Source organism: Alteromonas sp. BMJM2 (assembly GCF_027257845.1).
GTDB lineage: Bacteria > Pseudomonadota > Gammaproteobacteria > Enterobacterales > Alteromonadaceae > Alteromonas.
Window position 1 is genome coordinate 132,993 of sequence record NZ_JAPVOT010000003.1, and the last position, 13,184, is coordinate 146,176.

General features: G+C 46.3%; 9 protein-coding genes. 3 read left to right on the forward strand and 6 right to left on the reverse strand.

The features are described 5' to 3' along the window. The first annotated feature begins 74 nt into the window (after positions 1-74). Positions 75-863: a glutaredoxin gene (locus O9X84_RS05080; RefSeq protein ID WP_269518534.1), complete on the forward strand. Its 789-nt coding sequence runs from the start codon at positions 75-77 to the stop codon at positions 861-863. Here the strand turns inward: O9X84_RS05080 and O9X84_RS05085 are convergent. From O9X84_RS05085 to O9X84_RS05110, 6 genes are all read right to left on the reverse strand, one after another. Next, entirely contained in the window at positions 860-1,825 is a 966-nt protein-coding gene (locus tag O9X84_RS05085; protein WP_269518535.1) for a histone deacetylase family protein, read from the reverse strand. The two genes, O9X84_RS05080 and O9X84_RS05085, sit on opposite strands and share 4 nt — an antisense overlap. Continuing rightward, on the reverse strand, positions 1,822-3,663 hold the full coding sequence (locus tag O9X84_RS05090; RefSeq protein ID WP_269518536.1) for a bifunctional acetyl-CoA hydrolase/transferase family protein/GNAT family N-acetyltransferase: 1,842 nt from the start codon (positions 3,661-3,663) through the stop codon (positions 1,822-1,824). Before O9X84_RS05090 ends, O9X84_RS05085 begins: the two co-directional genes overlap by 4 nt. Positions 3,664-3,876: 213 nt before the next feature. Then, positions 3,877-4,377, reverse strand: coding sequence for an alpha/beta hydrolase (locus tag O9X84_RS05095; protein ID WP_269518537.1), 501 nt, complete (start codon positions 4,375-4,377; stop codon positions 3,877-3,879). A gap of 66 nt (positions 4,378-4,443) precedes the next feature. Further along, entirely contained in the window at positions 4,444-7,545 is a 3,102-nt protein-coding gene (locus O9X84_RS05100) for an efflux RND transporter permease subunit (RefSeq protein ID WP_269518538.1), read from the reverse strand. Between the two features lie 21 nt (positions 7,546-7,566). Further along, entirely contained in the window at positions 7,567-8,718 is a 1,152-nt protein-coding gene (locus O9X84_RS05105; RefSeq protein WP_269518539.1) for an efflux RND transporter periplasmic adaptor subunit, read from the reverse strand. Between the two features lie 352 nt (positions 8,719-9,070). Continuing rightward, positions 9,071-9,850 carry a DNA-J related domain-containing protein gene (locus O9X84_RS05110; RefSeq protein ID WP_269518540.1) on the reverse strand — a complete coding sequence of 260 codons (780 nt, stop codon included), beginning with the start codon at positions 9,848-9,850 and terminating at the stop codon, positions 9,071-9,073. A 203-nt stretch (positions 9,851-10,053) separates the two neighbouring features. Here O9X84_RS05110 and O9X84_RS05115 point away from each other — a divergent pair, with 203 nt between their 5' ends. Further along, a complete protein-coding gene (locus O9X84_RS05115) occupies positions 10,054-10,764 on the forward strand; it encodes a DUF1499 domain-containing protein (protein WP_269518541.1) in 711 nt (236 codons plus the stop codon). 238 nt (positions 10,765-11,002) lie between these two features. Continuing rightward, a complete protein-coding gene (locus O9X84_RS05120; protein ID WP_269518542.1) occupies positions 11,003-13,081 on the forward strand; it encodes a TonB-dependent receptor in 2,079 nt (692 codons plus the stop codon). Positions 13,082-13,184 lie beyond the last annotated feature (103 nt).

The following is a 13,184-nucleotide window of genomic DNA, read 5'->3' on the forward strand; positions in this document are numbered from 1 at the left end:
TGCGCCGCATGGCTGTGAATAATTTGCGTATGCATTAATAGAGTTTGTAACATTTATAGGGAGCGTTCGCGTTTATGAAAGCCAATGAAAATACAAAGTATGCCGCACATAGCAAAAACCAAGTCGCAACACTTTACAGAATGGTGACAGATGAGCATATCTGTCCATTTGGCTTGAAATCTAAAGATTTACTTGAACGCAAAGGTTACACGGTAGAAGACCATCATCTCAGCACTCGTGAACAAACCGACGCTTTTAAAGAAAAGCATGATGTCACGACCACGCCCCAAACCTTTATCGATGGTCAGCGCATTGGCGGCTACGACGAGCTCCGAGATTTTTTCAATTTAAAGAAGGAAGACGAGAAAGGCTCGCGGTACACCCCAATCATTGTCACATTTTCACTCGCGGCTCTTATGGTAATTGCACTGCTGCTCAATGATAGCGGTGAAGGGCTCTCTTTCAGTCCAGAACAAGTCATTATGTCGTTTATCGGCATTACCATGGTATTGTTAGCTATGCAAAAACTGCAAGATCTCGTGGCATTCTCAAATCAGTTTATTACCTACGACCTTTTTGCCATGAGACATGTTCGCTATGCCTATTTTTACCCATTTGCCGAAGCATATGCAGGGTTAGGAATGCTAGCAAGTTTTCCAGCATATTTAGTTGCTCCTATTTCATTGTGCATTGGTACAGTGGGAGCAATATCGGTGGTTAAAGCTGTTTATATTGATAAGCGAGAACTTAAATGCGCCTGTGTAGGCGGTAATTCTAACCTCCCCCTAGGCTTTATTTCATTAACGGAAAACCTCGCCATGGCAGGTGCCGGGGTTTATATGCTAGGACGTTGGCTGGGCTAAGGTTGACTTAAGCCCTTGAGATGCGCAACCACACTTCGCCCCAATGCGCTCAAGTCATAGCCGCCTTCTAGCATGCTTACGATTCGTCCTTCACAGCAGCTATCAGCCACACGCCTTAATGCTTGGCTTATCCAAAAATAATCGTCTTCCACCAAACGCAAATGAGCCATGGGATCCTCAGCGTGAGCATCAAAACCTGCCGAAATGAGAATGAGCTGAGGCTGAAAATTAGAGAGCGCATTAAACCAATGCTGTACTTTTTCTCTAAATACATCGCCAGTTATACCCGCTTCAAGGGGCACTGCTAAAATATTACTCGCGGAAACCGGTGCTCCGCTATGGGGATAAAAAGGATGTTGGAAGCTTGAACACAGCATAATGCGCTGATCGCCCGCCACTATCTGTTCTGTGCCGTTACCATGATGAACATCAAAATCCACTATGGCTACCCGCTGTAGATTATAGTTTTGCAGTGCATAGCGCGCTGCCAACACAATATTATTGAATACGCAAAAGCCCATCGCGCTATCGTAGGTAGCGTGATGCCCTGGGGGCCTAGTGGCGCAAAAGGCCTGCCGCTCTGTACCCGCCATAACATAGTCTACGGCATTACAGCCAGCACCGGCCGACTCCAACGCTGCCGTTAAACTGTGCTTCATTAACCCTGTATCTTCGTCGAGCCACGCTGTAGCCGTTGTGTCACTAGCGTACATTGTTTTTTCATCATCACTGAAAGACACCTGCGCAGCACGGTCGAATACACTTTTAATGTAGTAAGGGTCGTGGGCCAATGATAAATATGCCTCAGGGATTGGCGTAGCATCCCCATGCTCACAAATCATCTCTAGCCCAGATGATAACAACTGATCGTCTATAGCAAATAGGCGGTCTGGTGATTCCGGATGCTCTTTTCCTAGGTCGTGTTTAGTGCCGTGTTTACCACGGAAAATTTTTATTGTCATGTCAGCGACGCCACATCAAGGACCAATTCAACATCACTCGGGTCACCGGTAAATTTACGTTTAAACTTTGCTTGTTCAAATATAGCAATCATGGGCATGTTATCCCCGCGAACGTAGGCCATCATCTTGCTGATCTCGCGCTTTTTCGCAATATTGATGAGCTCTTTTAACAGTAGTTTTGCCATGCCTTTTCCTTGCTGAGTCTCACGAGTAACAAAGGCAGCCTCACAGGTATTGTCTGACGGATTAAAATAGAATCGCCCAACTGCATGAATGGTGATACGAGAGCCCTCTTGACGCACAATACAAAGCCCCGCATCAGAGCTTTGATCCACACTGACTAAATTACAGGACTTCTCGCGGGACATTTGCTTTGGATCGTAGTTATAGCGCAGTCGTAAAGTTTCTTTAGTGTGAGAGTAGAAAAATTCCTGCAGCCGTCGTTCATCGGCAGGGTTGAGCGGTCGCATATAAAAACGTTCGCCCCGTATATCTAGTTTTTTAAGCTGAATAGCGCCTAACTCAGGAATGTCGGTAGGGTACTTTTCTTGATAATGCGGTACCCAGTAGTGCTGCCTAACTTCTTCTAACAGCGCCGAACGAAACTTAGGATGGGCTACTCGAATAAGCTCTAGCGCACGCTCTCGAATACTTTTTCCTTTTAGCGAAGCGATACCGTATTCCGTTACCACATATTGCACGTTACCCCGCGACGTGACGACGCCAGCGCCCTCGCTAATTTGCGGTGTAATTCGGGAAATAGTTTCATTTTGGGCCGTAGAAGGCAGCGCAATAATGGCCTTGCCCCCTTTGCTAATAGATGCGCCAGTGACAAAATCCACCTGCCCCCCTATGCCGCTATAAAAGTCATAGCCTAAAGAGTCAGCAACAACTTGCCCAGTAAGGTCTACCTCAAGTGCGCTATTAATGGCTACCATATTGTCATTTTTCGCAATATTGGTGGGCTTATTGACGTAACTACTCGGATAGAATTCTATATGTGGGTTGTTATCAATCAGTTCGTACAGCTTACGCGTGCCAATGGCAAAACTTGTCACTACCTTACCGGGGTGGAATGTCTTTTTCTTATTGGTTACTGCGCCTGAAGCCAATAATTCAATAATACTGTCGGTGAGCATTTCACTGTGAATACCCAAATCTTTATGGGTACAAAGGTACTTAAGGGTAGCGCTGGGAATTTTTCCAATGCCAAATTGCAGTGTGGCGCCGTCATTCACCAGCATGGCTACATACTGCCCAATTCGCTCAGCTACGCTATCTATGGGTGGTGTAGACACTTCTACCAATGGTTCATCAGCTTCAATGCAGGCGTGTATCTCGCTAATATGAATATAGGAATGACCCGCTGTTCGCGGCACTTGCGGGTTGATTTGGGCAATCACTTTTTTGCTGTGGCGTATGGCAGACATGGCAATATCAACCGATGCACCTAGCGAGCAGTAGCCAAACTCGTCTGGAGGGCTGACATTTACCATTGCAGCGTCTAATGCTAATGTTCCGTCGCTAAATAAGCTGGATATTTCCGACAGAAACACGGGGGTATAGTCGGCACGCCCCTCATCAACCGCTTTGCGCATGGCACTTCCGCCAATAAAGAAGGTATTTGCCTTAAATAGGTTTTTGTATTCTTGTTTTACCCAGCGGGTATCGCCTAGCGCCAGCATATGCACTAATTCAATGTCGCTGAATCCCTCACTATTATCAATGAGGTGCTGCACCAGTGCATGGGGGACTGATGCGTTACCGCCGACAAAAACACGACAACCTGATTTTATCAACGCGGGCCAATCTGGCGCTGGGGGTAAGCGTAATGCCATACTTTTCTGCCTCTATGAGCTAGCGAAGCCAATACATCAATAATGCCATAAATTCAGCGACTTTCCCTCCTCAATCAACGAATATCCGCCTAAGCGATTAGTCTTAGAGAATCCGTTACTCTATCTACAAAAACGCCCACTAACGTGGGCGTATGACATGATTATTTTTGCCTAGGCTTTTTTGACTATTGTCTCTTCGGCTAGTTCTAAGGCTTACTGATAACGGAACTTTTCCAGCCAGTTTCTAAAAAAGGGCGAAATCACCGACTTACTATTGGCCAAGCGATGGCCGTCGTTTAATAGCAGCAACTGCGCTTTTTGATGACGAGCATACTTAAGGCTATTTTCAATTGGAATAATATCGTCATTCCAACCGTGCACTAAGCTTACGTACCCGTCATAGGGATAGCGCTGAATTTCGTAGTCTGGCATATACAGAGCAGGCGCCATTAAAAACACACCGCGAGCAGAAATTTGACTCGCGGCCGCCAGCGACACATAGCCGCCCATACTAGAGCCCACTAAAATGACATCGTTGCACTTTTCAGCAATGGTTTCTTTAAGGCGCGTTAAACGGGCTTCTGGGCAATCAAGGTCTTGATAATCAATACTCTCTACGCCAAAGCCCATATCAGTTGCTACATTCGAAAGCGTAGTAATTTTACTGCCCCAAGGGCCGCTTTCTTTGCCGTGCGAGAATACAACGGTTGTCATTCTTATGTCCTTATTGCATCTTTGTTTAAAAGTACGATAGGTGAAAATTTACTGTATCGTAAATCCTCACTGTTTGTCTTCTTTATGAAACAGTTTTTCAACCATTACATAAAACATAGGCACAAAGAAGATAGCTAAGAAGGTGGCCGCAAACATGCCGCCCATTACAGCGATACCAATAGCATTTTGACTCGCCGCACCTGCACCGCTCGCTAAGGCCAGTGGTGTTACGCCTAAAATGAAGGCCATTGAAGTCATAAGAATAGGGCGAAAGCGCTGAGACGCTGCATTTGAAACCGCGGTCATTAGGTCAACGCCATTCTCGTACTCTTCCTTGGCAAATTCCACAATCAAAATAGCGTTCTTTGCAGCCAAGCCTACGGTGGTTAAAAATGCCACCTGCAAATAGACATCGTTGGCTAAATTAAAGATAAACGCTGCTGTCACCGAGCCTAAAATACCTAACGGCACAACCAACATTACCGCAAAAGGCACCGACCAGCTTTCGTACAATGCAGCAAGACATAAAAATACCACCAGTATTGAAATAGCGTATAACATTGGCGCTTGCGAGCCCGCTTGCTGCTCTTCAAAAGATAAACCCGACCATTCAATGCCATAGCCTGGCGGAAGTTGTGCAACAAGCTTTTCCATTTCGGTAATCGCTTCCCCTGAGGATATACCTTCAGCAGGACTACCCTGAATGTTTACCGATGATATGCCGTTAAAGCGTTCTAACTTAGGTGAACCGTATACCCACTCTGTGGTGGCAAAGGTACTGAACGCCACCATCTCACCGTCGCTGTTGCGCACATACCACTTTTCTAAGTCATCTGGCGTCATACGATGGGGCACGTCACCCTGCATATACACTCGCTTTATACGACCTTTATCAATAAAGTCATTCACGTAGCTTGAGCCCCATGCAATTTGAAGCGTACGATTAATGTCACTCAAGTTCAGTCCAAGGGCAGAGGCTTTTTCGCTATCAATTTTTATCTTGAACTGAGGCACGTCGCTAAGCCCGTTAGGACGCACACCTGCCAGCTTCGGATTTTGCGCCGCCATTCCCAACAGTTGATTACGCGCATTCATCAAGGCTTCATGGCCGTTGCCCGCTCTGTCGACTAGCTGCATGTCAAAGCCTGTGGCATTACCTAATTCCATAATAGGCGGCGGTACAATTGGAAACGCAGAGGCATCCTCAATTTGACTAAAGGCACCAAAGGCTCTTCCTAGCACAGCAAAGGCCGAGCTGTCATCATCACGCTCGCTCCAGTCATTTAAGTTAATAAATGCCATACCTGCATTTTGCGCCTGGCCTGCAAAACTAAAACCAACAACTGAGAACAGACCGTTTACTGCTTCTTGCTCTTCGTTAAGGAAATAGTCTTCTGCTTGCTTAATCGACTCCAGCGTTCTGCCAGCGGTAGCACCTGGGGGAGTGCTCACTAGTACCATCATTCGCCCTTGGTCTTCATCGGGTAGAAAGGCGCCTGGTAGCTGACTGAAAATAAGCGCCATGCCTCCCACTAATAATCCGTAGACCACAAAATAGCGTTTAACCCGTTTCGCCATGTGCGTAGTGGTGCGCTGGTAAGAGTCACGCCCCTTGTTAAAGTTACGATTAAACCAGCCAAAGAAGCCTTTGTTTTTATCCTGATCTTCTGGGTGCTTTTTCAATAATGTGGCGCAAAGAGACGGCGACAGAACGATAGCAACCAACACAGAGAACGCCATTGCAGACACAATGGTTACCGAAAACTGGCGATAAATAGCCCCCGCCGAGCCGCTGAAAAAGGCCATGGGAATAAACACGGTAGAAAGCACCGCGGCAATGCCCACCAGCGCGCCGGTAATTTGTGTCATCGACTTTTTGGTGGCTTCGGCAGGCGGCAACCCTTCCTCTTCCATAATTCGTTCAACGTTTTCTACCACGACAATGGCATCATCAACGAGAAGACCAATGGCCAATACCATAGCAAACATGGTGAGAACATTAATACTAAAACCAAACAGCGACAGTACAGCAAAGGTCCCTAGCAGAACCACCGGAACGGCTATGGTAGGAATAAGCGTTGCTCGCCAGTTTTGCAAGAAAAGCAGCATGACTAAAAACACCAACACCACAGCTTCTATTAGGGTTTCCACCACCGACTGAATAGACAGTTCGATGAAAGGCGAACTGTCTACCGGATACACCACTTTTACGCTGTCTGGCAAGTTAGCGCGCAGCTCTTCTACCCGAGCTTTTACCGCTTCAATGGTATCGAGAGCATTGGCGCCAGAGGTAAGGCTAATCGCCATACCAGACGCTGGCCTTCTGTCGTAGCGTACAATGACATCATAGCTTTGCGCACCCAATTCAACGCGAGCTACGTCGCGCACACGCACTTGAGAGCCGTCGGTATTTACCCGCAATACAATATTTTCAAAGTCTTTTTCAGTTTGTAAGCGGCTTTGCGCCTGAATAGTAGCGTTGATTTGTTGATTATTAATGGCTGGCAAACCGCCTAACTGTCCTGCAGATACATCGGTATTTTGCACCTGAACCGCCGCTTGCACATCGACAGGGGTAAGGTTGTAGCTGTAAAGCTTGTTAGGATCTAACCAAATACGCATAGAGCGCTGGGCACCAAACACGCGTACGCTGCCCACACCATTAACCCGTGATATAGGGTCTTGAAACTGAGAAACCAGAAGGTCGCTTAAATCGAACTGGTTCATCGAGTCGTCTTCAGAATAAAAGCCAACGGCTAAGGCAAAAGAGCTGTTTGACTTCGACACCGTCACCCCTTGCTGCTGCACTTCAGCAGGTAATAAAGGTAACGCACCCTGCACTTTGTTTTGGGTTTGAACCTGTGCAATATCAGGGTCGGTACCAGGCTCAAAGGTGAGGCTAATAGAAACACTGCTGTTTGAGCTACTAGCGGAAAAGTAGCGCATGTTATCAATGCCCGAAAGACTCTGTTCAATCACTTGGGTAACCGAGTTTTCTACCGTCTCGGCTGATGCGCCAGGGTACGCAGCACTTATGGTTACTGTAGGGGGAGCTACTTTGGGATATTGCTCAATAGGAAGTGTATAGATGGCAAGTACACCTGCCATCATCGTAATAATTGCTAATACCCATGCAAACACGGGCCTGTCTATAAAAAAGCGAGCCATAACTAAAAATTCCTTGCTTGCTTATCGTGAGCCGCGTGATGATGGTTGCCACTCAGATGCATTCACTTTCGCACCTGGTTTTACCTTTTGATAACCGGTAACAATGATTTGCTCGCCTTCGCTTACCCCATCGTTTACCACATATTGGTCGCGATAAATTTGCCCAACGCTGAGGGTTCGACCCTCAACTTCACCGCGGCTATTCACTACGTATACTGAAAGCGAACCGTCGGTTTGGCGAGTTGTAGCTCGCTGTGGCACAAGCAACGCATTCTCTCGCCCCGTGATCACATGACCTTTAACAAATAAACCTGGTAACAAGATACTGTCGGGATTAGGCATTTCGGCGCGCAACGTCACTGAGCCGGTACTTTCATCAACGGTGACTTCAGAAAACTTAACGCTACCGGTGTGTGAGTACTTTTCTCCACTCACTTCATCCACCGTTAGCTCTACATCGAGTGCGCCTTGATTTCGCATAGATTGGCGTAAAGTGAGAATGGAAGCCCCCGACTCCTGCATATCGATAAATACAGGGTCGAGCTGTGTGATGATGGCAAGTTGCTGGGCTTGATTAGTAGTAACAAGAGTACCTTCGGTAACAAAAGAGCGGCTGATTTGCCCGCTTATAGGTGCGTATACTTTGGTGTAGCCCATATTCACTTTGGCAACGTCAACTGCTGCGTCAGCAACGCTTATGGCAGCTTCGGCCTGCTCTTTTTGCGCAATAACATCGTCGTACTCTTGTTTGCTAACGGCATTTTTCTCGACCAGGTCATCGTATCGACGAGCTTTTGCTTCTAAGGTTTTTAAGTTGGCCTGGGCACTTTTCAAATCTGCTTTTGCACTGTTGAGTTGCGCTAGATATCTAGCCTGATCTATTTGGTAAAGCTGCTGGCCTTTTTTTACCTGCGCCCCCTCTTCGAAAAGACGGTCTGTGATAACACCATCTACCTGCGGACGAACCTGTGATTGACGGGATGGACTCACTCGGCCCGGCAACACCATTTCATGCTGCACTGGCTGCCTTTTGAGGGTTACTACAGAAACAGAAGGCGCAGGCATTGACTGCTGCGAGTCTGGCGATTGTGCTGATTCGTTTGAACATGCTGCAACACCTAAAAGTGCAAATAAGGTCAGTAACGCTGCAGTAAGGTAAAAAATGCGACTCATAAATCTTCTATTTCCCAATAACTAATTAAATGCAGACGGCCGAACGCCATCTGAAATACGTCATCTGCGATATGCCATCTGCAATAACGCAATGAATGTTTGCAAAGCTTGTCTATTTTACTGTGCCGGGATACTCACTTTTGGCGAGGCGAAAGTGGCTGTTGAGTACCGGTATTGATGTGACATAGTTTGGAATTCGAATATATACGAACCTATGTTCTTATTGGCTCTATTCTGCGCTCTTATACTAAAGATTAAAAGGCTAAGTAGCCGAGTTTACAAATGTCGTCGTTAAATAACTAATGACATATCATTTATCCTTATCACTACGCCGGTTTTATCTGTTCACGTTCTATTTAAACGAATAGAAGCGTACTAATAATTGATATGCCGAAATGACCTGCTGAGCTTGTTCGCGACTTCCTCCTTTATCGGGGTGCAGCTGCTGTAGCTTTTTTCTGTAGTGTTTTTTAATCTCTTTCAAAGAATAGGCGTCATGCTCTTTACGTGGTAATGCAGCGCAGGGCCAGGTGAGCCCAAGTATGCGATGGGCTGCTTCAATATCGCCATCGTTGAAAGAAGCGTATTGGACCTTTCCCATTGTTGACCAAAAGCTTGCTAGTAATGCCTCAACACTCTCTTCGTCAGTTTGTTCGAAATTGTTCCAATCTAAGTAGTAAGAAGCCAATGCGTCGTGAGGGCCTACCTTGTGCGCATTTATTGTCGTTGCCGATTCATCTTCAGATGCAAGTGTAGGCTCCGGTGCAAGCTCTTGTTTAGGCGCAGCGGCACCTACATCCACATCTGCATCTGCACCTGCAAATAAATCTAGGCGAATATTAAGCGTATGTATATCAAGCTTGCCTACCCCGTCCTTAAGCCATATCGAACGCAGTTGATAGAGCGCGTTAAACAAAATGAAGTGGGTTTTAAACAGCATAAGCGGGTCACGCAGAGCCTCTTCATCAAAAACCGCGTAAGGCGGCTTTTTTAACATTGAAATTAGCGTGTACTCAGTCACCCCCTCCTCAAACAGACTTGTCATAGTCGATAGTATATCCACCAGCATATCTGCAAGGTATTCATGTAGTGGCGAGGTGTCTTGCGCTTTGGTCACAGTATTGGCCTTCAATCTACTACTCTCTAAATAACTCTCTTTGAGAATGGTCTTGTCCAAAAACTCATTACGATAGGCATTGCAGTTGAATAAGGAATTACCTTAACAAATTAAGTATGTAGTACTCCATTACATATTTATCTTCCACAAAGTAATCCAAAACGCCAAAATGCCTGTTAAAGTAGTCCAAAATATAAAACAAAAATAATGGAGTTCCCTTGAAAATATTAGTCGCGTTAACCAGTATCCTTGGCTTTTTGATGGTTGTATTGCCTGGCCCTTTGTATCAGTACGCAGGTGTAGGCTTAGGTACAGCATTTACATCTTTACGTTACGGAGTTTATGTTGGCGGTGCCGCTCTTATCCTTATCGTGCTGCAGGTGATCATAAATCGTAAAAATATTAGCTGGGGTAGCACTATCGTATATGCTGTTTTAGCGTTAATTGCGGTTGCAATGCCAGTCAGCATGATGAGCAAGGCAAGCACTGTTCCGCCTATTCACGACATTACCACTGATGTTACAAATCCACCTGAGTTTGTTGCTATTGCACCACTTCGCGAAGGCGCGCCAAACGATGTTAATTACGAAGGCGGCGATATTACTAAGCAGCAATTAGAAGCGTATCCAGAAATTAAAACGCAGCTACTTCCGCAGCCTGTAAGTGAAGTATACGTTGCTGCAGAAAAAGCCATTGCTACCCTCGGATGGGACAACGTTACCGCTGGCGCCCTGCCTAACACGCTTGAAGCCACCGATACAACTACATGGTTTGGCTTTAAAGACGATGTAGTAATCAGGCTGACAGAAAAAGGCGACAACACGCTTGTTGATGTTCGTAGTAAGTCTCGAGTAGGCAAAAGTGACTTAGGTAAAAATGCAGAACGCATTAATGCCTTTATGGCAGAGCTTAGAAAGCAGCTTGGCTAAGCCAGTGACAGAACGCACTAACCTAGAATAAATAGTTGAAATATAAGCATTAAAATAAGTTTAGCGTTATAATAGCTAATCTATAAAAGCTCGGTTTGCTCAGCAAGGCGGGCTTTTTTAATGTCTGTTGTACAGGCCTGTGCGTTTTAAGCTGAGTAAAACAAACACATTTTATTTGCATCTAAAGCATCGCATCAGACGTTTTACTACTGAACTTGTTTTTGCTTTAAGGATAATCATGGCCTCAGGTTATGCAATTTCAGCGCTATCTCTAAGCGTTGCATCAATACTATACGCGCCCCCCTCTTTTGCACTCGCCTTTGCACTCGATGATCCAGCAGAAGGCGATATCGAACACATACGCGTGAACGGTGATATGTCTCAGAAAAGTGGCGAATTTGTGTCTGCATCCCAAGGCTGGGTTTCAGGCGATACGTTACTTGAGCGCCCCATGTTGCGCACGGGCGAAATGCTTGAATTCATACCTGGCATGATGGTGACTCAGCATAGCGGCTCGGGCAAAGCGAATCAGTATTTTTTGCGAGGTTTTAACTTAGACCACGGCACCGACTTTACTGTTAGCGTTGACGGCATGCCTATCAATATGCGTAGCCATGGTCATGGGCAAGGCTACAGCGACCTTAACTTTGTGATCCCCGAAATGGTGGATAACTTGAGTTACTTTAAAGGCACCTACTATGCCAATATTGGCGACTTCTCTAGTGCCGGTGGTGCATTTTTCAATTTAAAAGATTCTCTTGACGACAATCGTCTATTTTTTACCCTTGGTAAATACGGCTATCAGCGACTTGCAACACTAAACCACGCCGACATTGGCGAAGGTAAGGCTATTGCCGCGTTTGAGTACCAGACATACGATGGACCATGGACTGATATCAACGAAGATGTGCGAAAAAAGAATGCCAACATTCGCTATATTACGCCCTTGTTCGACGGTGAGTTAACGGTAACGGGAATGGCATACGACAACAGCTGGAACGGGGCCGACCAAGTACCTGCCCGCGCTATCGAGAGCGGCCTAATCGACCGCCTTGGCTCTATTGACACCGACGTTGGTGGAGAGTCTTCACGCTATTCACTGTCGGCAAACTATACCAGCGATGGCATTAACGCCTCGTTTTATGCCATTGATACTGATTTGACGCTTTTTTCTAACTTTACCTATTTCTTAGATAACCCAGAAACGGGAGACCAGTTCGAACAAGCAGACGATCGGCAAATTTATGGTGGTGAAATATTTACCACGGTACCACTGGCGGTAACCGATGGCAGTACCATTACCATGGGCGCTCAATGGCGCTTCGACGATATTGAGAATGTAGGCCTTTATCGCACACAGAATTTGCAACGTGTAGGCACGATTAGAGAAGACGCCATAAAAAGCAGTAGCTATTCCTTATTTGCACAGTCAAACATACTGCTTTCAGACGCTCTTAGCCTATCTCTCGGTGGTCGTTACGATTACTTAGATGTGGATGTTACAAGCGACCTTGCGGCAAATAGCGGTGAAGAAAGTGATGGCCTATTCACGCTAAAAGCAGCGCTAAAATACGCCGTTACCGACGACATCACAGCGTTTGCTAACATTGGTCAAGGCTTTCATTCTAATGACGCCCGCGGTGCAACCATTACCATCGACCCTGTAAGTTCAGAGCCAATACCGGCATCACCATTATTGGTCAAATCGTTAGGTTATGAGACAGGTATTAACTATACAGACGGAAGAACCTTCAACGTATCTGCCGCATTATGGCGATTAGAGCTAGACAGCGAGTTGCTGTATGTAGGTGATGCAGGCTTTACCGAGCCAAGCCGTCCATCAGAGCGCCACGGTATTGAGATAAGCGCGTACTACTGGATAAGCCACCACCTTACCACCGATATTGAAGCGGCCTATACCAATGCCCGCTTCAGCGATAGGGTTGAGGGCGAAGGACGTCATATTGATGGCACTGTTCCCGGCGTGGTTAGCGCAGGGGCGACCTACTATCAAAATAGCGACCAATTGGGAATGAGCTATACACTTCGCGCTCGCTACTTAAGCTCGCGAACGGTAGAAAGCTTTGATGAAGTTTCTCCGCCAGCAACGTTTTTACTCAATGCCCAAGTCGCCTACCGCCAGCCAACGTGGGACGTCACCCTTGAAGTGTTAAACGCATTGGATAGCGACGATCACGATATTGACTATTTCTATGCATCACGGCTACCTGGCGAACCTGAAGAAGGCATTGAAGATTTGCATTATCACCCCGTAGAGCCTCGCAACGTGCGCGTTACGTTCTCTTTGCGGTATTAGAAGCCCTGTTAAAACGGAAAACACTACCCCGCTCTCTCACTCACATTAATTATTTGTTAATATGCTTTTTAAACGTGACTGAACCACGTACTCTCGCACTGGA